The sequence below is a fragment of the Streptomyces sp. NPDC005775 genome, assembly GCF_042871565.1.
Classification (GTDB): Bacteria; Actinomycetota; Actinomycetes; order Streptomycetales; family Streptomycetaceae; genus Streptomyces.
The window spans coordinates 15,902-36,523 of sequence record NZ_JBIAIU010000006.1 but is presented as its reverse complement, the minus strand read 5'-3'; the positions used below and the strand labels follow the sequence as shown (position 1 = coordinate 36,523).

The following is a 20,622-nucleotide window of genomic DNA, read 5'->3' as shown; positions in this document are numbered from 1 at the left end:
TCAGCCGTCCGCGGCGGGCCGGTCCTCGCCGTACAGCCACGTCTCCCACAGCTCCGACAGATCCTCGCCCATCTCCTCCTCCACGTACGCGGTGAAGTCCGCCGTCGAGACGGTGCCGTGCCGGTGCGCCTTCGCCCAGCCGGCGAGCAGCGCGAAGAACTCCTCGTCGTCGTCGATCTCTTCGCGGATCTTGTGGATCACCATGGCCCCGCGCCCGTACACGGGCTGCTCCGAGATGTCGGCCGCGCTCGGCGGATCGGCGGGCGGGAACGCCCAGTTGTCCTCGTCCTCGTACGCCGCGTCGAAGGACTCCTGGGCCGGGGTGCCCTCCTCGTCCTCCTCCCAAAGCCACTCCGCGTAGGTCGCCAGGCCCTCGTTGAGCCACATGTCTCGCCAGCTCGCGGGCGTGACCGAGTCGCCGAACCACTGGTGCGCCATCTCGTGGACCAGCAGTTCCATGCTCGGCGGCCCCGGGAAGAACGGTCTGTTCTGCGTCTCCAGGGCGTAGCCGGAGTCACCCTCGCGGTCCACGATCGCGCCCGTGGCGGAGAACGGGTACGGGCCGAAGTGCTCGGCCTCCCACGCCACCACCTCGGGGAGCCTGGCCAGCGTCCGCGCGCTCGCCTTCGCCGACCGGGGGTCCACGGCGGTGAACACCGTGATGCCGCCCGCCATCGTCGACGTCCTGGTCGTGAACCGGCCGACGGCCAGCGTCGCGAGGTAGCTCGCCATCGGTTCGGCGGTGTGCCAGCGGTAGGTGGTGCGGTCCCCCGCCGTCGTCGGCGGCCCGGCCTGCACCCCGTTGGACACCGCCGTCAGCCCCTTGGGGACGGTGACCTCCAGGTCGTACGAGGCCTTGTCGCTCGGGTGGTGGTTGCCGGGGAACCAGGCCATCGAACCCGTCGGCTCACCGAGGGCGACCGCACCGTCGTCGGTCGGCAGCCAGCCCTCCTCGGAGCCGTCCGCATCCTTGATCGTGCGCGGGGAGCCGGAGTAGCGGATGACGGTACGGAACGTCTCGCCCCGCTGGAGCCGGTCCTCGACCTTCGCGTCCGTACGCAGCGTCAGCTCGTTGCCCGCCCGGTTGACGGCGGCCGGACGGCCCTCCACGGTCGCCGAGTCCACGCTCAGACCGGCGAGGTCGAGGTTGAACGAGCTCAGGTCCTGGGTGGCGCGCGCGGTGATCACGGCGGTCCCGCGCAGCGTCTGCTCGTCCGGGTCGACGTCGAGCGTGAGGTCGTAGTGCGTCACGTCGTAGCCGCCGTTGCCGAGCTTCGGGAAGTACGGGTCGCGCAGGCCGGAGGCGCCGGGTTTGCCCTCCACCCCGCCGGTCCCGGCGGTGCAGGCAGCGGCGAGCACGGCGAGGGCGAGGAGCAGGGCGGCGGACCCGGCTGCCCGGCGGGGGGCTCGTGCCGGGCCGCCGCGAGCCGTGTCGCTTACCGGGGGTCGGTGATCCACACCGGTGATCCTATGTGCGGAATGTCGGAGTCCGGGAGCGCCGGACGGACACCACCCCTCGCCGGCGGAGGCGTACACCCCGCCCCGTCGGGCGGGCGGCGACTACTTGGCGAGGGCGGCGACGCCGGCCCGGGCGAACTTCTCGTCGAGGTCGCCGCTGGGAGCCCCGGCCACGCCGATGCCCGCCACCGGAGCACCCTTGACCTGCACGGGGGCGCCGCCCGCGAGGAACAGCGTGCCGGGGATGTCCTTCAGGTTCGGGGCCTGGGCGAGCCGCCCGGCCAGCTCCGAGGTCGGGGCGTTCCAGGACACGGCGGTGTACGCCTTCTTCTCGGCCGACTCGTACGCCTGCGGGCCGGAACCGTCGCCCCGCAGGGTCAGGATGGTGTTGCCGTTGCGGTCGACGACGGAGACGGCGATGCGCTGGTTCTCCTTCTCCGCGGCGTGGAGGGCGGCCTGCGCGGCCTTCGTCGCGGCGTCCACGGTCAGGTGCGTGGACTGCTGGAGGTCGCGGTTCGCGGTGTCCGCCCTGACGGTGGAGGCGGGCGCGGCGGCCGGGGTGGAGGCGTTCGCGGACATGGCGCCGAAGGTGCCGGCCCCGAGGGCGGCGGCGGCGACGGTACCGGTCAGGACACGGGTGCGCGGCGACATCTTCTTCATGGTGGTTCCTCCGGAGTGGCTGTGGACGGTTGTGGGTGGCCGTGGATGGCCGTGGATCGTTCCTGCGTTCCGAGATCAATCCTCCGGTCGGGTCCGGGGCCGTACCGTCGTCGTTCCGGCTCGACGCCGCGCGCGGGACGGCCGACGGCCCCATCGGCCGATCGGTTGATGCGGGGGTGGCCCTTCGGGGTGACGATGAGATGTCCGCGCAGGTCAGGAGCAGGGGTACGACGTGGAACAGGGGTACGAGGTGGAACAGCGAAGGCGCTCGGTGCGCGGCGCCGGTCAGGCCGACGACCCGGGCACCCGCGGTCTGACGCTGCTCATGCACGCCGCGTTCTTCCTGCTGCTGGGCGCCTCACTGACCCGCTTCCTGCTGCGTCACCCCGGCGAGGCCCGCACCCCGTGGATCATCGGCCTGTCCCTCGCCCTCGCCGTCCTCTACGTACTCGGCCCGGCCCTCGGCTCCCGCCCGACACCGCGCGGCCTCGTCCGGCTCGGGGTGCTGGTCGCCGTGTGGATGGTGCTGGTCGTCCTCGCGCCGAGCTTCGCCTGGTGCGCGGTCCCGCTCTTCTACACCGGGCTGCGCATCCTGCCGCCGCGTGCGGCACTCGCCCTGGTCGCGCTGCTGACCCTGTTCGTCGTCGCCGCGCAACTGCGTCTCGCCGACGGCTTCGACCCGAACCTGGTCCTCGCCCCGCCCGCCGTCGCGGCCGTCGCCACCGCCGTCTTCCTCCACATGCGGCGCCAGGCCGTCACCCAGGGCCGGCTCATCGACGACCTGCTCCGCACCCGCCGCGAACTGGCCGCCACCGAACGCCGCGAAGGCACCCTCGCCGAGCGCCAGCGGCTCTCCATGGAAATCCACGACACCCTGGCCCAGGGGCTGTCCAGCCAGCAGATGCTGCTCCAGGCCGCCGACCGCACCTGGGACGCCGACCCGGCGACCGCCCGCCGCCACGTCCGTACCGCCACCGGCATCGCGGAACGCAACCTCGCCGAGGCCCGCCGCTTCGTCCACGACCTGGCCCCCGCCGACCTCGCCGAGGGCGGCGGCCTGGAGGCGGCGCTGCACGCCCTCGCCGCCCGCGAAACCGCCCAGGCGCAGGGCCGGATCACCATCCGCTGCCATGTCGAGGGCACCGGCCACCCCGACCTGCCCGACCGCGTGCAGTCCGCGCTGCTGCGGATCGCCCAGGGCGCCCTGGCCAACGTCACCGAGCACGCGGGCGCCACCGAGGCCGCCCTGACCCTCACCCACCTCGGCGACCGGACCGTCCTCGACATCGCCGACAACGGCCACGGCTTCACCCCCGGCACCGGACCGCCGGGCGGTGTGCGCGGACACGGACTGCCCGCGATGCGCGCCCGGCTCCAGCAGCTCGGCGGCACCCTCACCATCGAGTCCGCACCCGGCGAAGGCACCGTCGTGACCGCCGCCGTCCCCCTCACCGACGCACCCGCCGCCCCCCTCACCCACCGGGACCCCGCATGACCGCCGCGCACCCGCCCGTACGGATCCTGCTCTGCGACGACCACGCCGTCGTACGCGCCGGGCTCCTCGCCCTCCTCGGCAGCGAACCCGACATCGAGGTCGTCGGAGAGGCCGGCAGCGGCGAGGAGGCCGTCGCCCTGGCCGCCAAGCTCACGCCGCACGTCGTCCTCATGGACCTCCAACTGGGCGAGGGCATCGACGGCGTCGAGACGACCCGCCGCATCGTGACCGGCACCCCCGGCGCCCACGTCCTCGTCCTCACCACGTACGACACCGACGCCGACATCACCCGGGCCATCGAGGCGGGCGCCACCGGCTACCTGCTCAAGGCCGAACGCCCCGAGGAACTCTTCGCCGCGATCCGCTCCGCCGCCCAGGGCCGCACCACCCTGTCCCCGCCCGTCGCCGACCGCGTCATGGCCCGCATGCGCACACCGCCGCCCACCCTCACCGACCGCGAACGCGACATCCTCGGCCAGCTCTCCCGGGGACTGGGCAACCGCGACATCGCCCGCGCCCTCTTCATCAGCGAGGCCACCGTCAAGACGCACCTGGGCCGTATCTACGACAAGCTCGGCGTCGACACCCGCGCAGGCGCCGTCTCCGTGGCCAAGGAGCAACGGCTGCTGCCCTGACCACAGCGGACCGAACCGGGGACCGAACCGCTCGTGCGGGACCGGCGCGCCGGGCATGACACCATCGAAGCGTGCTCGACATCGGCTACTCCCTCTCCCGACGCTTCCCCGATCCCCCGCAGACCGACTACCGCCGAGCGGACGTCCACGCGCTGCGCCACGATCTGTTCTCCGGGGACGTCTACCTCGCGGACACCAAGGAGGACCGCGAAGTATCCACAGCCTGGGGATGGGTGCCGGTGCTCGACTTCGCCTGGGCCCTGTGCGACATCGTCGAACAGATCGACCAGGACCCCCGCGGCAACCGCTCGCACCGCCGCCAGTTCGCCGAACTCGACTTCACCGAATCCTCCGACCGCATGCTCTTCGAGCGCCGCTTCGGCTGGGTCGACGTCGAAGCCGACTGGATGCCCGCAGAGGAAGCACCGCTCACCTTCAGCCACTCCCTGCTGCGCCGCGAGGCCCGCGACTTCCTGCACGACCTGATCGCCGACCTCGCCGACATGCACGAGGGCCTCGCCGACAACCCCACCGTCTGGGACCTCCAGACCCGCTTCCCCCGCCTCTGACCGAGCCCGCGGCCGACTCCGACGGCCCCGGCCTCCGCCCCCTCACGCCTCCACCCGCACCCCGATCTGCGCCGCGAACGCCGGAGCCAGCTCCATCAGCTGCGACGGGCTGATCACCGCACCGGCCAGCCGCTCCACACCCCGCGCGATGTCCAGCTCCGCGACGGTCCGCAGATCCACCGCCTCCATCCGCGCCGCACTGAAATCGGCCCGCTTCAGCACACAGTCCCGGAACTCCACCCGGGTCAGCTGCGCATCCCCGAAATCCGGCTCCGACAGCACACACCCCTCGAACACCACATCCTTCAGCCGGGCCTTGCGCAGATTCAGGTAATCGATCTTCCCGCCCCTGATCAGGACCCGCTCCAGCACCGCCCCGTGCATCTGCACCCCGCCCAGCCGCGCGTCCACGATCTCCACGTCCCGCAGCGCCGCCCCCGCAAGATCGGTCCCCACCCCCCGTACCCCCGTCAGCACCGAATCGATGAACCGGGCCCTGACCAGCTCCGTACGGTCCAGAGCGCAGCCATCCAGCGCACAGTCCATGAAACGGGCCCCCGGACCCGACTCGTCCGCCAGGTCCACGGCCTCGAACCGCACCCCGTCGTAATCCCCGTCCGGCTCCAGCCCCCCGCCCCCGTACGCCACCAGCGGCGGCAGCCGCACCTCCGGGCGCCGCGCCTCGACGACCCCGCCCTTGCCGCCCCTGCCCGTACCACTGCTCCGCACCATGCCCCCATCGTGACGCACACCACTGACAACGCCCCACCGCCGATGTCACAACCCGGCCCCCGCCGCACGTCCCACCAGAGACACCTCCAGCGAAGGAGACGGGGACCATGCAACGCATCCACATCGTCGGCGGCGGCCTCGCCGGATTCACCGCAGCCATCACCGCAGCCGAATCAGGCGCCCCGGTGACCGTCCACGAGGCCCACCACACCCTCGGCGGACGCGCCAGGACCACCGAAGGCCCCTACCGCACCAACGACGGCCCGCACGCCCTCTACCACCACGGCCCCCACCGGGCCTGGCTCCACCGCCGCAACCTCCTCGGCCCCGTCGTCACCGTGCCACCCCTCGAAGCCACCCGCCTGCGCTTCCACCACCGCGGCACCCTCCGCCGCACCCCACCCCTCGCCGTCCTGCGCCTCAGCCGCCGCGACGCCGCCCACGCACCGGTCGACACCGACTTCCGCACCTGGGCCACCGCACAGGCCGGCGACGAGACGGCCCGCACCGCCGCGCACTACGCCGCCGTCGCGCTCTACCACCACGACCCCGGAAGCCTCTCCGCCGCATTCGTACAGGAACGCCTCCGCCGCGCCGCCGCCCTGCCCCCCGAGGCCCGCTACCCCGTCGGCGGCTGGGACCGCATCGTCGACCGCATGGCCTCCCGCGCATGGAACCTCGGCGTCCGCATCGAGACCGCGTCCCGTATCGACCCGGCCGCCCTCGACACCCTCACCCGCACCGGCCCCGTCGTCGTCGCCACCTCGCTCGACGCCGCCCGCACCCTCCTCGGCGACCCCACACTCACCTGGCCCTCCGGCCGCACCACCCTCATCGACCTCGCCCTGCGCACCCGCCGCGGCGACCCGTTCGCCCTCTCCGACCTCGACGCACCCGGCTGGATCGAACGCTTCACCGCCCAGGACCGCACCCTCGCCCCGGCCGGCCACCAACTCGTCCAAGGCCAGTTCCCCGTCGCCCCCGACGAGAGCAGGGCCACCGGCACCGCCCGCGCCGAACACCTCCTCGACCTCGGCTTCCCCGGCTGGCGCGACCGCACCGAATGGCGCCGCGACGCCCTCGCCAACGGCCGCACCGGCGCGGTCGACCACCCCGGCACCACCTGGCGCGACCGCCCCGCCATCAACCGCGGCGACGGCATCTACCTCGCCGGAGACCAGGTCGCCGCCCCCGGCCTCCTCAGCGAGGTGTCCTTCACCAGCGGCATCGAAGCCGCCCTCCTCGCCCTCAAGGCCACCGACGACCACACCGCCCCCGGCACACCGCTTGACCTCAAGCGCACCTGAGGTCGGAGGGTGGGCCCACCGAAACCCACACCCCGGGGAGCCCACCATGCACGCCGTCCGCCTCCACGCCTTCGGCCCCGCCGAGAACCTCACCTACGAACACACCGACGACCCCGTCCCCGGCCCCGGCCAGGTCCGCATCGCCGTCCGCGCCGCCGGCGTACACCTCCTCGACACCGCCCTGCGCCAAGGCCTGACCGGGCCGTACCCCGCCCCCACCCCCCTGCCCACCATCCCCGGCCGGGAGATCGCCGGCATCGTCGAATCGCTCGGCGCACACACCGACCCCGACTGGCTCGGCCGACCCGTCGTCGCCCACATCGGCAACGCCCCCGGCGGCTACGCCGAACTCACCGTCACCGAGGCCGACAAGCTCCACCCCCTACCCCACGGCCTCGACGCAGCCGAAGCCGTCACCATGATCGGCACCGGCCGCACCACGCTCGGCATCCTCGGATCCACCCCGCTCGGCCCGCACTCCGTCGTCCTCGTCACCGCAGCCGCCGGCGGCATCGGCACCCTGCTCGTGCAATACGCCAAAAACGCCGGCGCCACCGTCATCGGCCTCGCCGGCGGCCCCGCCAAAGTCACCCTCGTCCACGCCAACGGCGCCGACCTCGCCGTCGACTACACCCTCCCCGACTGGCCACGCCACGTCCGCACCCACCTCGACGCCCTCGGCCGACGTGCCACCGTCGTATACGACTCCGTCGGCTCCACCACCGCCCGCGCCGCCGTCGACCTCCTCGCCAAGGGCGGACAGCACATCGTCTACGGCTGGTCAGGCAGCGGACTCCACAACGGCCGCCCCCTCACCTTCACCGACGACGAACTCGCCGCACGCGCCATCACCTCCGAGCACGTCCTCGGCCCCGCCATGCTCGAACGCGGCGGCGGCCTGCGCGCCCTCGAAACCCGCGCTCTCGCCGAAGCCGCGGCCGGCCGGCTGCGCCCCGCCGTCCAGCGCTACCCGCTCGCCCGGGCCGCCGCCGCACACCAGGACCTGGAGACCCGCCGCACGACCGGAAAGGTCGTCCTCATCCCCTGAACCAGGCAGACATCAGCCCCCGAGCCCCGCCAACGCCCCGTCCGTCAGCCGGTACACCGTCCACTCCTCCTGCGGCCGCGCACCCAACGACTCGTAGAACGCGATGGACGGGGCGTTCCAGTTCAGCACCGACCACTCCAGGCGCTCGTAACCACGCTCCACACAGATCCGCGCCAACTCCGTCAGCAACGCCTTCCCGTGCCCGCCGCCGCGCCGCTCAGGACGCACATACAGATCCTCCAGATAGATGCCGTGCACCCCGCGCCACGTCGAGAAGTTCAAGAACCACAGGGCGAAGCCCACGACCTCACCGTCCTCGTCCGACTCGGCGATGTGCGCGTACGCGGCAGGCCGCTCACCGAACAGCGCCTCGTGCAGCTGCTCCTCGGTGGCCCTCGCCTCATGCAGCGCCTTCTCGTAATCGGCGAGTTCACGGACCATCGCGTGAATCGCGGGGACATCGGCAGCGGTAGCGGTACGAATCATGGAGGCAGCGTAAACAGCACCACCCCGCCCCCAGCCTCCGGCCCGGCAACACCAAGCCGGAATCGCCGCCCTACCCCCGCCCCAACAACCGCCGCGCGACCTCGGCATGCTCCGGCACCAGACGCCGACCGCCCTCCTCCGTCTCCCAGCACGCGTTCTGCAGCACCCGCCCCAGCGTCCACGCCCGCGCCCGCCCCCGGTCCAGCCCCAGCACCCCCGTCAGCAGATCGAACCGCCACCCCACGTCATCCGCGTCGAACCGGTCCACCAACGCCGGAAACAACTCGAACCCCGCATCACCCACCAACGGCTTCGGATCGATCGCCACCCACCGGCCACCACGCTCACCCAGCCCCGCCAGCACGTTCCCGAAATGCAGATCCCAGTGCAGCAACCGGTCCCCCGGCTCCCCCGCGACCTCCCGCACCGCCGCCGCACAGTCCGCCACCAACCGCCGCTCCCCCGCATCCGCCAACCGCCCCGCCACCCCCGGCGCCGCCCCCACCATCCGCGACGCCGCCTCCCCCAGCCCCCGCAGCCCCGACCCCTCCGCGACCCGCACCGCCGTCAGCCCCGCCAGCAGTCCCCCGACCACCCGCACCGCCTCCCGCGCATCCGCCACCCCCGACAACGCGCGCCCCCCGTCCAACCGCTCCAGCAGCATCGTCCCCGTCACCGCGTCGTGCTCCAGCAACTCCACCGCACCCGCCGACGCCTCACCCCACCACCGCAGCGCGACCGGCTCCCCCGCCGTCTCCTCATCCACCGGCTGCAACTTCAACGCCGCACGCCGCCCGTCCGCCACCCGCACCACCGGAAGAACCAGCGCACACACCCCGCACATGGCCCCACCGTCCGGCCGCAGCCCCCACCGCTCCAGGAAACCCTCGGCCATCCCCGGCAGCGCGGCGATGAACGCCCGCCCCGCCTCACCGTTGTACGTGGACTGTGTGGCGATCAGCGCATCCGGAATGTCAATCACGCCGCCGATCCTAGGAGCGTGCGTCAATCGGCTATGACCCCGAGCCACCCCGCCCCGCCCACACGGCCCCGCCCCGCGCCCGCCACGTGGATCCGCGGCGCCGGCTCATGGATCCGCAGCGCCCCCGGCACCTACGTCTGGCTGACCGTCCTCTTCGTCACCACCGTCATCGTCCACCAGATGTCACCCGCCTTCGAAGAGGACTTCCTCCGCCAGCGGTCCACCAACATCCACGAGCTCTCCCAGAACCCCGTCCGCGTCCTCATCAGCAGCGCCTTCTGGATCGACGGCGGCACCTGGCTCCCGTACGCCGTCCTCTACACCGTCTTCCACGCCCCCGCCGAACGCCGCCTCGGCACCCTGCGCTGGCTCACCGTCGTCGCCACCGCCCACGTCCTCGCCACCCTCGTCAGCGAAGGCGTCCTCGCCTGGGCCATCCAGCAGGGCCACGCACCCCAGACAGCCGTCAACACGCTCGACGTCGGCGTCAGTTACGCACTCGCGGGCGTCGTCGCCGTCCTCACCTACTACGTCGCCCGCCCCTGGCGGTACGTCTACCTCTTCGCCGTCCTCGTCATCTACGGCGTCCCCCTCGTCACCGGCGCCACCTTCACCGACGTCGGCCACTTCACCGCCGCCCTCATCGGCCTCGCCTGCCACCCGCTCACCCGCACCCGGACCGAGACGAAACCGCCCCCGGCGAAGTAGCGTCCCGCCAAGAGCACCTCACCCACCCGGACAGCAGGGGCAACATGAGCACCGTCAGCACCGTCAACGGCGGCATATCCTTCTGGTACGCGGACCGGGGCACCCCCACCCCCCGCGAGCCCCTGCCCGGCGACAGCACCGCCGACGTCTGCATCGTCGGCGGCGGATACACCGGACTCTGGACGGCGTACTACCTCAAGAAGGCCGTCCCCTTCCTCAACATCACCGTCCTGGAAGCGAAGTTCTGCGGCTACGGGGCCTCCGGACGCAACGGCGGCTGGCTCTACAACGGCATCGCCGGCCGCGACCGCTACGCGAAACTCCACGGCCACGACGCCGCCGTCCGCCTCCAGCAGGCCATGAACGACACCGTCGACGAAGTCATCCGCGTCGCGGCCGAGGAGAAGATCGACGCCGACATCCACCGCGGCGGCGTCCTCGAAGTGGCCTACACCCCGGCCCAACTCGCCCGCCTCAAGGACTTCCACACCGTCGAGATCGCCTTCGGCGAAACCGACCGCACCCTGCACGGCGCCCGCGAGACCGCGAGACGCATCCGCGTCAACGGCGCCGTCGGCTCCACCTGGACCCCGCACGGCGCCCGCCTGCACCCCGCCAAACTCGTCACCGGCCTCGCCGACGCCGTCGAGGCCCTCGGCGTCACGATCCACGAATCGACCCCCGTCACCGAGATCAGGCCCAAGCACGCCGTCACCCCCTACGGCACCGTCCGCGCCCCGTACGTCCTGCGCTGCACCGAAGGCTTCACCGCCGGCCTCAAGGGCCAGAAGCGCACCTGGCTCCCGATGAACTCCTCCATGATCGTCACCGAGCCCCTGTCCGCCTCCACCTGGGAGACCATCGGCTGGGACGGCCGCGAAACCCTCGGCGACATGGCCCACGCCTACATGTACGCCCAGCGCACCGCCGACGACCGCATCGCCCTCGGCGGCCGCGGCATCCCGTACCGCTACGGCTCCGCCACCGACAACGACGGCCGCACCCGGCCCGCCACCATCGAGGCCCTGCGCGAACTCCTGATCCGCCTCTTCCCCACCACCGCCGGCACCCCCATCGCCCACGCCTGGTCCGGCGTCCTCGGCGTCCCCCGCGACTGGTGCGCCACCGCCACCCTCGACCGCTCCACCGGCCTCGGCTGGGCGGGCGGCTACGTCGGCTCCGGCGTCGCCACCACCAACCTCGCCGCCCGCACTCTGCGCGACCTCATCCAGCAGGACTCCGGCCAGTCCGGCCCCACCGAACTGACCACCCTCCCCTGGGTCAACCACCGCGTCCGCCGCTGGGAACCCGAACCCTTCCGCTGGCTCGGCGTCCACGGCATGTACGCCGCCTACCGCGCGGCCGACCGCCGAGAACTCACCTCGCCACGCCCCGGCACGGACCCGATCGCAAAGTTCGCGGACCGGCTGTCGGGGCGGGGCTGAGCGTGTCCGGGCACAAAAAATCCCAGGTCAGCAGGGCTGCTGACCTGGGGTTTGAGCCGCCTGTCGGAATCGAACCGACGACCTTCGGATTACAAAGCCGGAGCTCTACCAACTGAGCTAAGGCGGCATCGCGCGCGGTGGAGACAAGCACGCGCGCGAGCCCCCACTCTACACAGCGCCTCACCCGGCGATCCAGGAAGTTGCACCGCCCCGTAACCGCCCGAGCACTCGTGCGTTAAGAACACTGACGTGCTGATCCGGATATCGGACAGTCGGGGGAAGGGAACATGACGGACACCGCAGACCAGCCAACGCGGGTGACAGGCGACGAGGCCACGCGCATCAAGCGCGAGGCCCTGGGCATTGCCGATCGCAAGAAGCACCAAGGGCTGGCAGCGACCGCCATGAAGAGCCGGGTCAAGGAGCCCGGTACCCAGCAGCGTGTGTACCGGTACCGCTTCTACCCCAACCCCTCCCAGACCGAGCAGCTGGAGAAGACCTTCGGAGCCTGCCGCTGGGTCTACAACGAAGGGCTGGCGCTCCGGGTGGGTGCCTGGGAGCGGCATCGCGTTTCAGTGGGGTTCGCCGAGTCCTGCCGGGCGTTGACGGGGTGGCGCCGGTCGTCGGAGACCTCCTGGCTGGGCGAGGTGTCCTCGACGGTGTTGCAGCAGTCGTTGCGACATCTGGACGGTGCGTTCACGCGGTTCTTCAAACAGTTGGCGAAGTACCCGCAGCGGAAGACGAAACGCCGGTCGCGGGATTCGGCGACGTATGTACGGACCGGCTTCCGCTGGGCAGAAGATCCCGTGCGCCCCGGCACAGGGCTGGTGACGCTGGCGAAGCAGACATCGCCGCTGGAGGTGCGGTGGTCCCGGCCGTTGCCGGCCGGGGTGGCGCCCGTGAAGTTGTCGGTGACGCGGGACCGCGCGGGCCGATACTTCGTGGCCGTGCTGGTCGAGGAACGGATCGATCCCCTCCCAGCGGCCTTCGTGCCGGGCGGACGCGCGCCGAAGGCCGTGGGAATCGATCTGGGACTGGCGGCGCTGGTGACCCTCGATGACGGCACGAAAGTGGATCATCCGAGGCTGCTGAAGAAGTACGAACGGGAGCTGGCTCGGCTGCAGCGGGGGCTGCATCGCAAGACGAAGGGATCCAAGAACCGGGGGAAGGCCCGAGAGCGCATCGCCCGTCTGTACGCGCTGATCAGCGACGTGCGCAGGGGCATGCTGGACCAGTTGACCACCCGCCTCGTGCGCGAGAACCAAGTGCTCGTGGTGGAAGATCTGGCGATCATGAATCTGTTGCGTTCGACTGTCGGGAAGGGGCGGCGACGCAAGGCGCGGCTGAGTCGGTCGATCATCGACGCCGCCTGGGGTGAGCTGGTCCGGCAACTGCGGTACAAGTGCGCGTGGTACGGGCGGACGCTGGTGATCGTGGACCGCTTCTTCCCGTCGACGCGTCGGTGCTCCGACTGCCACGCCAAGGGGCCGTCGCTCGACGTGTCCGTACGGGAGTGGACGTGCGAGGAGTGCGGTGCGGTGCACGACCGGGATGTGAACGCGGCGCGGAATCTCCGGGAGGAGGGCATGCGCCTGTACTGGCTCGTGGCCGCCGCGCTCCCGCCGGGGCGGAGGCCTCCGTCTGTGATCAAGGCATCGGAGCTGGGAGACGTACTGCTGGCTGCATGAAGAAGTGAAGGACTGCGGTACGGACCGACGGGCCGTCGGCCGTAAGGCCTGTGGAGCCCATGTAAGACCGGCCCGGTAGGCCCTTGAGGGCCGTGTCGGGGTGGCAGGGGTGTTGAAGCAGGAAGTGCCACAAGTGTGGCAAGGGTCAAAAGTCAATCGCTCTGCCACGTACGCGCGCGTCAAAAGTGCGGTGCTCTGCCCCAGGGGCGAGTCGCCGTCCTGACCACACCCAGCCGACCGCTGCGAGATATTGCTCCCCCAGGAACTGCTGACAGATCCCAAACCGCCAGGTAGCGTCGCTGAAGGTTCACTCAGATGGACCAGACCACTCCCTTTACAACGGATCGTCCGGCACGTTCCTGCCGGTTGAGGAGAAGATTCAGCATGGCCAGTGTCACGTTCGACAAGGCGTCCCGCGTCTACCCCGGCTCCACGAAGCCGGCCGTCGACCAGCTCGAGATCGACATCGCGGACGGTGAGTTCCTCGTCCTCGTCGGTCCCTCCGGTTGTGGCAAGTCGACCTCCCTGCGCATGCTCGCGGGTCTCGAGGACGTCAACGGCGGCGCCATCCGCATCGGTGACCGCGACGTCACGCACCTGCCGCCGAAGGACCGGGACATCGCCATGGTGTTCCAGAACTACGCGCTCTACCCGCACATGTCCGTCGCGGACAACATGGGCTTCGCGCTGAAGATCGCCGGTATCAACAAGACCGAGATCCGCGCGAAGGTCGAAGAGGCCGCCAAGATGCTGGACCTCACCGACTACCTGGACCGCAAGCCCAAGGCGCTCTCCGGTGGTCAGCGTCAGCGTGTGGCGATGGGCCGTGCCATCGTGCGTGAGCCGCAGGTCTTCCTCATGGACGAGCCGCTGTCGAACCTCGACGCCAAGCTCCGTGTCTCCACCCGTACGCAGATCGCCTCGCTCCAGCGCCGTCTGGGCATCACGACCGTGTACGTCACGCACGACCAGGTCGAGGCCCTGACCATGGGTGACCGCGTCGCGGTCCTCAAGGACGGTCTCCTCCAGCAGGTCGACTCGCCGCGCAACATGTACGACCGCCCGGCGAACCTCTTCGTGGCCGGCTTCATCGGCTCCCCCGCCATGAACCTGATCGAGGTCCCGATCACCGACGGTGGCGTGAAGTTCGGCAACAGCGTCGTCCCGGTCACCCGCGAGGCGCTCACCGCCGCCGCGGACCGCGGTGACCGCACCGTCACGGTCGGCATCCGTCCCGAGCACTTCGACATCGTCGAGCACGGCGGCGCCGCCGCGAAGACCCTCACCAAGGACTCCGCCGACGCTCCGGCCGGTCTGGCCGTCTCGGTCAACGTCGTCGAGGAGCTCGGCGCCGACGGCTTCGTCTACGGTGCCGCCGAGGTCGGTGGCGAGCACAAGGACCTGGTCGTCCGTGTCGGCGGCCGTGCCGTCCCGGAGAAGGGCACCAAGCTCCACGTCGTGCCCCGCCCGGACGAGCTGCACGTCTTCGCGACGTCGACGGGTGAGCGCCTCACCGGCTGATCCCACGGATCCGCACACGCGCCACGACGGCCCCGCACGTTCTCCGTGCGGGGCCGTCGCGCGTTCGGGGTTTGGGGCGGGGCAGGGCAAATTCCCCGGCACAACGGTCATTTCACTCCGGGACGTCAACACGGGATTCGAAAAGCACACTCGAACCATCCCTCGCGAGAGTGACGTAATGTCGCCAAATCAGCACTGCCCGCTACGCTCGCTCCGTGACCCACACCGCGCGCCGTATCGGCCGAACTCTCGCTTTCGTACTGCCTGTCGTCATGGTCCTGTCCGGGACCCTCGCGGTCACCGCCGTGCCGTGGGCAACTCACAACTCCGACTCGACGCTGCTCACCGCGTCGGCCCAGACGGTCTCCAAGCGCGCCAAGGCGCGTGCCCCGCAGGACATCCTGCGCGACAAGCTCCTCCTGGAGCTCCAGGAGAAGGACCCGGGCGTCGCGTTGACGGATCTCCAGCGCGCCGTGGAGGGGCGTCCGTCGCTCGCGCGGCACTGCATGTCGATCGCGAAGGCGCTGGGCAAGGCGGCGGTCGAGCAGTACGGTCCGACGCGCGCGCACCGCTTCTCGCGTCCGGTGTGTGACACGTCCTTCGCCTCGGGTGTCGCGCAGTTCAGCTGACCTTCCCGGCCGGGCACGGCATATCGTGCCTGGCATGCATACGTTTCCGACGCAGGCCGTGATCCTGGCGGGTGGCCAGGGGTCACGGCTGCGCCCGTACACCGATGACCGCCCCAAGCCGATGGTCGAGATCCCGGGTACCGGGACGCCGATCATCGGCCATCAGCTTGCCTGGCTGGCCGCCGAGGGCGTGACCGATGCCGTGGTGTCGTGCGGGCACCTCGCCGAGGTGCTGCAGGAGTGGCTGGACGCTGCGGTGCTGCCGTTGCGGGTGACGACCGTGGTGGAGTCCGAGCCGCTGGGACGTGGTGGCGGGCTGAAGTACGCGGCGGCCCGGCTGCCCGATCCGGGCGAGCCCTGGTACGCGACGAACGGTGATATCTGGACCCGTTTCTCGTTGCGTGAGATGGCCGCGTTCCATGCGGAGCGTGATGCGACCGCGACGCTGGCGCTGGCTCGTCCGCGCATTCCGTGGGGTGCGGTGGAGACGGACGCGTTCGGGCACATCACGGACTTCATCGAGTCCCCGCCGTCGCCGTATCTGATCAACGCGGGTGTGTACGTGTTCTCCCCGGCGTTCACGGGGATGCTGCCGGACCGGGGCGACCATGAGCGGACGACGTTCCCGAGGCTGGCGCGCGAGCGCAGGCTGGCCGGGTACCCGTTGCCGCACGGGGCGTACTGGCGGGCCATCGACACGGCGAAGGACCTGACGGAGGCGGCGAAGGAGCTGGACGGGCAGTAGGTCCCGTCCTGAGGCGGTATCTGTATCTGTGTCCGTATGCGGAAGGGGCGGGCACCGGAGATGTCTCCGGTGCCCGCCCCTTCCGCGTGGCGTGGTGGTGGGGCGTCAGCCGAGGAGGCCGCCGATGGGGTTGCGGCCGCCGCCACCACCGCTGCCGGTGGATCCGCCCGTGGCCCCGCCCGTGGAGCCCGTGCCGGGGTCCGTGCCGCCGGTGGTGGAGCCGCCGGTGGGGCCGGAGGAGCTCGGGCCGGAGGAGCTGGAGGGGGGCTGCTGGGGGGTGGTCTGTCGCGGGGTGCTCTGCCCGGTGCCCTGGGTCTGGCTGGGCTGTCCGGCGCCGGCTGCCTGGCCGGACTCGCGGACGTTGTCCGTGCTGGGGGTGGAGGCCTTGGCGGAGGGGGTGCGGGGTGCGGTGGTGCGGGAGGGGGTGGGGCGCTGTCCGGCGGGGGTGTGGGAGGCCTTGCCCCGGTGGGACTTCTCCGGGAGCGGGGTGCCGGGGAGCTGGTTGGTGGGGACGCCGTTCGGTCCGGGGACGGTGACGACTTCGGAGGAGCGGACGGCGCCGCCGAGCATCGAGCCGATGAGGAGGGTGAGGCCGACGACGACGGTGGCGACGACGCCGCCGCGGCGCAGGACGCGGCGGCGGAGGTCCCAGAGTTCGGAGCGGGGGCCGAGCTTGCGCCAGGCCTCACCGGCGAGGCGTCCGTCGACGGAGTAGACGGGGGCGCCCGCGATGACCAGGGGGCTCCAGGCGGCGAGGTAGATGATGTCGGGTGCGTCGTAGACGGCGACGGTGCGCCAGCTGACGGTGACGAGCAGGGCGGCGGACAGGAGGGCGCCGATGGAGGCGGCGACGCGCTGCCAGAGGCCGAGGACGGTGAGGACGCCGACGACGACCTGGAGGAAGGCGATGGTGAGGCCGGCGCCGACCGGGTGGGAGAGGGCGAAGTCGCGCAGCGGTTCGGCGAGGGCCCAGGGGTGGAGCGAGGTCAGCCACTTGACCATGGAGCCCCGGTCGCCGCCGTCGAAGTAGACGGGGTCGCAGAGTTTGCCCATGCCGGCGTAGATGGAGATGAAGCCGAGGAAGACGCGCATGGGCAGGAGCACGACGCCGAGGTTCATGCGGCGGCCGGGGTAGTACGCGTGCCGGACGTTGTCGCTGCCGGTGCGCCGCTCGCGGGTGTCGGTGATGTCGTCGCCGTCGTAGGCGTCGTCGTATCCGTCGCGGTCGTACGGGCCGGGCTCTACGGGGTCGTAGGCGCCGACGGCCTGGCGCATGGGGGGCAGCAGCGGTCCGCCGGGGCGGCGTGGCCGGTGCGGGGCGGGGATGACGGGGTTGGGCTGCGTCTCGTCGAGGCGCGGGATGACCTGGGTGCCGGTGCCGCCGTGTCCGCTGTCGAACTCGTAGGAGGCGTACGGCTCGTAGGGGTCGTAGGCGGTGTCGGGCCGGCCCGCGGTGGAGTTCCGTACGGCCTGGAGGAGTCCGCCGGCGCCGGGGTCGCCGGGGGCGGACTTGCCGCTCCACACGACGGGGGCGCGTCGGCCGCGTCCGGCTGCGGTGCCGCTCATGGCGGGGATCCTGGGTGCGCCCGGAGCAACTCCGCGCAGCCGTGTGCGCTGGCCGGGGGCGAGCTGCACCCGGAAGCTGGCGTGGTTGACGATGACCTGGGCGGGGTCGCAGTCCACCTTGGTCATGCTCAGGGCGGGTTGTTCGTCGAACCGAGGCGTTCTGGTGTCCACACTCATCTAACCGAGTGATGTGTGTTTAGGACACTGCCTTGACGGTGTCGAAGTGTCCGAGGCCCGTCAACAGGGGGTGGCGGGGTGCGACGGGGCGTGCGTGGGGCCGGACGCGCCCCCGGTACGGCTCCCGAGGACCCGGTCGGCCGCCGCCTGCGCGGGTGGTCCTGCGGGGCCGTGCCGCCGCCGTCTGCGCGGGTGGTCCGGCGGGACGGGCCGTGCGGCCCGTCCCGGTGGAGGATCAGGCGCGGCGGCGTGCGACCTCGTACATGACGATGCCGGCGGCGACGCCCGCGTTGAGCGATTCGGCGCCGCCCGGCATGGAGATGCGGACGCGGTAGTCGCAGGTCTCGCCGACGAGGCGGCCGAGGCCCTTGCCCTCGCTGCCGATGACGATGACGACGGGGCCGCCGAGGGCTTCGAGGTCCTCGACGGTGTGCTCGCCGTCGGCGGCGAGGCCGACGATCGCGATGCCTTCCTTCTTGTACGCCTCCAGCGCGCGGGTCAGGTTGGTGACCCGGGAGACGGGCGTGCGGGCGGCGGTGCCCGCGGAGGACTTCCAGGCTCCGGCGGTCATACCGGCGGCGCGGCGCTCGGGCACGACGACGCCGTGGCCGCCGAAGGCGGAGACGGAGCGGACGATGGCGCCGAGGTTGCGGGGGTCGGTGACGCCGTCGAGGGCGACGATGAGGGGGTCCTCGCCGTTGTCGTAGGCGGCGACGGTGAGGTCCTGCGGGTCCGCGTATTCGTAGGGCGGGACCTGGAGGACGAGGCCCTGGTGGTTGAGGCCGTTCGTCATGCGGTCGAGCTCGGGGCGCGGGGCTTCCATCAGGTTGATGTTGCCGCGCTCGCCGGCGAGCTGGAGGGCCTCGCGGACGCGCTCGTCGTTGTCGATGTACTGCTGGACGTAGAGCGTGGTGGCGGGCACGCCGTCGCGCAGGGCCTCGAAGACGGGGTTGCGGCCGACGACCATCTCGGAGGTGCCCTTGACGCCGCCGCGCCGGGGGGCGGGGCGGCGGTTGGCGGCCTGCTTGGCCCTGGCGGTCGCGATGCGGTTCTTCTTGTGCTTCTTGCGGTCCTCGGCCGGCGGCGTCGGGCCCTTGCCTTCGAGGCCACGGCGTCGCTGGCCACCGCTGCCGACCTGCGCGCCCTTCTTGTTGGACGTGCGGCGGTTCTTGCGCTGGCTGTTCCCGGCCATGACCTACCTGTTTCGTTGCTTCAGACGTGCGTGCGTATAAGTGAAAGTGTGCCGCCCGGCGGGCCGGGCGGCACTTGGGAGGACTACTGGCGCGGGCCGAGTGTCCACCGTGGTCCGGTGGGGCTGTCCTCGATGACGAGCCCGGACTGGTTGAGCTGGTCGCGGATGGCGTCGGCCGCGGTCCAGTCCTTGCGCTCGCGTGCGGACTGGCGCTGGTCGAGGACGAGCCGTACGAGGGTGTCGACGACGCCGTGGAGGTCGTCGCCCCGGTCGCTCTCGCCGGCCCAGTGTTCGTCGAGCGGATCGAGGCCGAGTACCCCGAGCATGGCACGGACCTCGGCGAGGCGTGCGACGGCGGCTTCCTTGTCGTCCGCGGCGAGGGCGGAGTTCCCCTGGCGGACGGTGGTGTGGATGATCGCCAGGGCCTGCGGGACACCCAGGTCGTCGTCCATCGCCTCGGCGAACGCGGGCGGCACCTCGGCGGCCGGCTCGACGGTCTCGCCGGCCTTCTCGGTGACCCGCTGGACGAAGCCCTCGATGCGCGCGAACGCGGACTCGGCCTCGCGCAACGCCTCTTCGCTGTACTCGATCATGGAGCGGTAGTGCGGGGTGCCGAGGTAGTAGCGCAGCACGATGGGGCGCCAGGCCTTGACCATCTCGCTGACGAGGACGGAGTTGCCGAGCGACTTCGACATCTTCTCGCCGGACATGGTGACCCAGGCGTTGTGCACCCAGTACTTCGCGAACGCGTCGCCGTAGGCCTTGGCCTGGGCGATCTCGTTCTCGTGGTGGGGGAAGATCAGGTCGATGCCGCCGCCGTGGACGTCGAAGGCCGTGCCGAGGTACTTGTGCGCCATGGCGGAGCATTCGAGGTGCCAGCCGGGGCGGCCGCGTCCCCAGGGGGTCTCCCAGCTGGGCTCGCCGGGCTTGGAGGCCTTCCACATCGCGAAGTCGCGCTTGTCGCGCTTGCCGGTCTCGTTGTCGCCGGAGGGCTGGCGCAGGTCGTCGAGGTCCTGGTTGGAGAGCTCCAGGTAGCCGGGGAACGAGCGGACGTCGAAGTAGACGTTGCCGTCGGCCGCGTAGGCGTGCCCGCGCTCGATGAGGCCGCGCATCATCTCGATCATCTCGGGGATGTGGCCGGTGGCGCGGGGCTCGTAGGTGGGCGGGAGGCAGCCGAGCGCTGCGTAGCCGTCGTTGAACGCGCGCTCGTTCTCGTAGCCGATGGCCCACCAGGGGCGGCCCTGTTCGGCGGACTTCTTGATGATCTTGTCGTCGATGTCGGTGACGTTCCGGACGAAGGTCACGTCGTAGCCGCGGTACTCGAACCAGCGGCGCATGATGTCGAAGTTCAGTCCGGACCTGATGTGCCCGATGTGCGGGGCGGCCTGGACGGTCGCGCCGCAGAGGTAGATCGAGACGCAGCCCGCTGTGAGCGGGACGAAGTCACGGATCTGCCGGGCGCTGGTGTCGTGCAGGCGAATAGTCACGCCTCAAGGGTAGTGGGCGCGCACCAGTGCCCCGCGACCCGTTGGGGGATTGCGTGGAGAGTTGTTATGGCTCCGGCCGGGCCGGAGCCGTG

The 20,622-nt window shown here is 71.4% G+C and carries 19 protein-coding genes and 1 tRNA gene; 11 read left to right on the top strand and 9 right to left on the bottom strand.

From position 1 onward, the window contains the following. Positions 1-1,458, bottom strand: a complete 1,458-nt coding sequence (locus ACFYPA_RS15720) for a M1 family metallopeptidase (protein WP_389132201.1) — start codon at positions 1,456-1,458, stop codon at positions 1-3. Positions 1,459-1,560: 102 nt separating this feature from the next. After that, positions 1,561-2,118, bottom strand: coding sequence for a heme-binding protein (locus tag ACFYPA_RS15715; protein WP_359085827.1), 558 nt, complete (start codon positions 2,116-2,118; stop codon positions 1,561-1,563). A gap of 232 nt (positions 2,119-2,350) precedes the next feature. Here ACFYPA_RS15715 and ACFYPA_RS15710 point away from each other — a divergent pair, with 232 nt between their 5' ends. From ACFYPA_RS15710 to ACFYPA_RS15700, 3 genes are all read left to right on the top strand, one after another. Continuing rightward, complete coding sequence (locus tag ACFYPA_RS15710) at positions 2,351-3,613, top strand: sensor histidine kinase (RefSeq protein ID WP_389132198.1); 1,263 nt, start codon at positions 2,351-2,353, stop codon at positions 3,611-3,613. Further along, entirely contained in the window at positions 3,610-4,248 is a 639-nt protein-coding gene (locus tag ACFYPA_RS15705; RefSeq protein WP_389132195.1) for a response regulator, read from the top strand. The genes ACFYPA_RS15710 and ACFYPA_RS15705 overlap by 4 nt, the downstream gene beginning before the upstream one ends. A 71-nt stretch (positions 4,249-4,319) precedes the next feature. After that, positions 4,320-4,817 (top strand): hypothetical protein, encoded by a 498-nt coding sequence (locus tag ACFYPA_RS15700; protein WP_389132192.1) that lies wholly within the window; start codon positions 4,320-4,322, stop codon positions 4,815-4,817. Between the two features lie 42 nt (positions 4,818-4,859). Here ACFYPA_RS15700 and ACFYPA_RS15695 read toward each other — a convergent pair whose 3' ends face one another. After that, the gene (locus tag ACFYPA_RS15695; protein ID WP_359085825.1) at positions 4,860-5,549 is read right to left on the bottom strand and encodes a pentapeptide repeat-containing protein; all 690 of its coding nucleotides are present in this window, start codon (positions 5,547-5,549) and stop codon (positions 4,860-4,862) included. A 107-nt stretch (positions 5,550-5,656) separates the two neighbouring features. Between ACFYPA_RS15695 and ACFYPA_RS15690 the strand changes: the two genes are divergently transcribed. After that, entirely contained in the window at positions 5,657-6,856 is a 1,200-nt protein-coding gene (locus ACFYPA_RS15690) for an NAD(P)-binding protein (RefSeq protein ID WP_389132189.1), read from the top strand. A 46-nt stretch (positions 6,857-6,902) separates the two neighbouring features. Then, entirely contained in the window at positions 6,903-7,904 is a 1,002-nt protein-coding gene (locus ACFYPA_RS15685; protein ID WP_359085823.1) for a zinc-binding dehydrogenase, read from the top strand. A 12-nt stretch (positions 7,905-7,916) separates the two neighbouring features. Here the strand turns inward: ACFYPA_RS15685 and ACFYPA_RS15680 are convergent, their stop codons facing one another. Continuing rightward, positions 7,917-8,390: a GNAT family N-acetyltransferase gene (locus ACFYPA_RS15680; protein ID WP_359316406.1), complete on the bottom strand. Its 474-nt coding sequence runs from the start codon at positions 8,388-8,390 to the stop codon at positions 7,917-7,919. Positions 8,391-8,460: 70 nt separating this feature from the next. Then, the gene (locus ACFYPA_RS15675; RefSeq protein WP_359316409.1) at positions 8,461-9,372 is read right to left on the bottom strand and encodes an aminoglycoside phosphotransferase family protein; all 912 of its coding nucleotides are present in this window, start codon (positions 9,370-9,372) and stop codon (positions 8,461-8,463) included. Positions 9,373-9,405: 33 nt separating this feature from the next. Here ACFYPA_RS15675 and ACFYPA_RS15670 point away from each other — a divergent pair, with 33 nt between their 5' ends. Continuing rightward, a complete protein-coding gene (locus ACFYPA_RS15670; RefSeq protein WP_359085876.1) occupies positions 9,406-10,080 on the top strand; it encodes a rhomboid-like protein in 675 nt (224 codons plus the stop codon). A 44-nt stretch (positions 10,081-10,124) separates the two neighbouring features. Then, a complete protein-coding gene (locus tag ACFYPA_RS15665) occupies positions 10,125-11,525 on the top strand; it encodes an FAD-dependent oxidoreductase (RefSeq protein WP_359316411.1) in 1,401 nt (466 codons plus the stop codon). A gap of 54 nt (positions 11,526-11,579) precedes the next feature. On the opposite strand, the gene ACFYPA_RS15660 is transcribed toward ACFYPA_RS15665, so the two are convergent. After that, positions 11,580-11,652: transfer RNA gene (locus ACFYPA_RS15660), tRNA-Thr, on the bottom strand. A gap of 160 nt (positions 11,653-11,812) precedes the next feature. On the opposite strand from ACFYPA_RS15660, the gene ACFYPA_RS15655 reads away from it, so the two are divergent. From ACFYPA_RS15655 to ACFYPA_RS15640, 4 genes are all read left to right on the top strand, one after another. Then, positions 11,813-13,213 carry an RNA-guided endonuclease InsQ/TnpB family protein gene (locus ACFYPA_RS15655; protein ID WP_389132185.1) on the top strand — a complete coding sequence of 467 codons (1,401 nt, stop codon included), beginning with the start codon at positions 11,813-11,815 and terminating at the stop codon, positions 13,211-13,213. Between the two features lie 384 nt (positions 13,214-13,597). After that, a complete protein-coding gene (locus tag ACFYPA_RS15650) occupies positions 13,598-14,734 on the top strand; it encodes a sn-glycerol-3-phosphate ABC transporter ATP-binding protein UgpC (protein WP_359085818.1) in 1,137 nt (378 codons plus the stop codon). Positions 14,735-14,949: 215 nt separating this feature from the next. Then, a complete protein-coding gene (locus tag ACFYPA_RS15645; RefSeq protein ID WP_359085817.1) occupies positions 14,950-15,363 on the top strand; it encodes a hypothetical protein in 414 nt (137 codons plus the stop codon). 34 nt (positions 15,364-15,397) lie between these two features. Next, on the top strand, positions 15,398-16,108 hold the full coding sequence (locus tag ACFYPA_RS15640; RefSeq protein ID WP_359085816.1) for a nucleotidyltransferase family protein: 711 nt from the start codon (positions 15,398-15,400) through the stop codon (positions 16,106-16,108). 105 nt (positions 16,109-16,213) lie between these two features. On the opposite strand, the gene ACFYPA_RS15635 is transcribed toward ACFYPA_RS15640, so the two are convergent. The 3 genes from ACFYPA_RS15635 to cysS form a co-directional block, all read right to left on the bottom strand. Beyond that, positions 16,214-17,851: a DoxX family membrane protein gene (locus ACFYPA_RS15635; RefSeq protein ID WP_389132182.1), complete on the bottom strand. Its 1,638-nt coding sequence runs from the start codon at positions 17,849-17,851 to the stop codon at positions 16,214-16,216. A gap of 235 nt (positions 17,852-18,086) precedes the next feature. After that, positions 18,087-19,043, bottom strand: coding sequence for a 23S rRNA (guanosine(2251)-2'-O)-methyltransferase RlmB (gene rlmB, locus ACFYPA_RS15630; protein WP_389132179.1), 957 nt, complete (start codon positions 19,041-19,043; stop codon positions 18,087-18,089). Between the two features lie 83 nt (positions 19,044-19,126). Further along, positions 19,127-20,530, bottom strand: a complete 1,404-nt coding sequence (cysS, locus tag ACFYPA_RS15625) for a cysteine--tRNA ligase (protein WP_359085813.1) — start codon at positions 20,528-20,530, stop codon at positions 19,127-19,129. Positions 20,531-20,622: the final 92 nt, after the last annotated feature.

What these genes read in the sequence shown, in the direction of transcription:
- ACFYPA_RS15655 (WP_389132185.1), top strand. Translation starts at nt 11,813, where the DNA reads ATGACGGACACCGCAGACCAGCCAACGCGGGTGACAGGCGACGAGGCC.
- ACFYPA_RS15690 (WP_389132189.1), top strand. Translation starts at nt 5,657, where the DNA reads ATGCAACGCATCCACATCGTCGGCGGCGGCCTCGCCGGATTCACCGCA.
- ACFYPA_RS15705 (WP_389132195.1), top strand. Translation starts at nt 3,610, where the DNA reads ATGACCGCCGCGCACCCGCCCGTACGGATCCTGCTCTGCGACGACCAC.
- ACFYPA_RS15665 (WP_359316411.1), top strand. Translation starts at nt 10,125, where the DNA reads ATGAGCACCGTCAGCACCGTCAACGGCGGCATATCCTTCTGGTACGCG.
- rlmB (WP_389132179.1), bottom strand. Translation starts at nt 19,043, where the DNA reads ATGGCCGGGAACAGCCAGCGCAAGAACCGCCGCACGTCCAACAAGAAG.
- ACFYPA_RS15680 (WP_359316406.1), bottom strand. Translation starts at nt 8,390, where the DNA reads ATGATTCGTACCGCTACCGCTGCCGATGTCCCCGCGATTCACGCGATG.
- ACFYPA_RS15650 (WP_359085818.1), top strand. Translation starts at nt 13,598, where the DNA reads ATGGCCAGTGTCACGTTCGACAAGGCGTCCCGCGTCTACCCCGGCTCC.
- ACFYPA_RS15670 (WP_359085876.1), top strand. Translation starts at nt 9,406, where the DNA reads ATGACCCCGAGCCACCCCGCCCCGCCCACACGGCCCCGCCCCGCGCCC.
- ACFYPA_RS15715 (WP_359085827.1), bottom strand. Translation starts at nt 2,118, where the DNA reads ATGAAGAAGATGTCGCCGCGCACCCGTGTCCTGACCGGTACCGTCGCC.
- ACFYPA_RS15640 (WP_359085816.1), top strand. Translation starts at nt 15,398, where the DNA reads ATGCATACGTTTCCGACGCAGGCCGTGATCCTGGCGGGTGGCCAGGGG.
- ACFYPA_RS15695 (WP_359085825.1), bottom strand. Translation starts at nt 5,549, where the DNA reads ATGGTGCGGAGCAGTGGTACGGGCAGGGGCGGCAAGGGCGGGGTCGTC.
- ACFYPA_RS15635 (WP_389132182.1), bottom strand. Translation starts at nt 17,851, where the DNA reads ATGAGTGTGGACACCAGAACGCCTCGGTTCGACGAACAACCCGCCCTG.
- ACFYPA_RS15685 (WP_359085823.1), top strand. Translation starts at nt 6,903, where the DNA reads ATGCACGCCGTCCGCCTCCACGCCTTCGGCCCCGCCGAGAACCTCACC.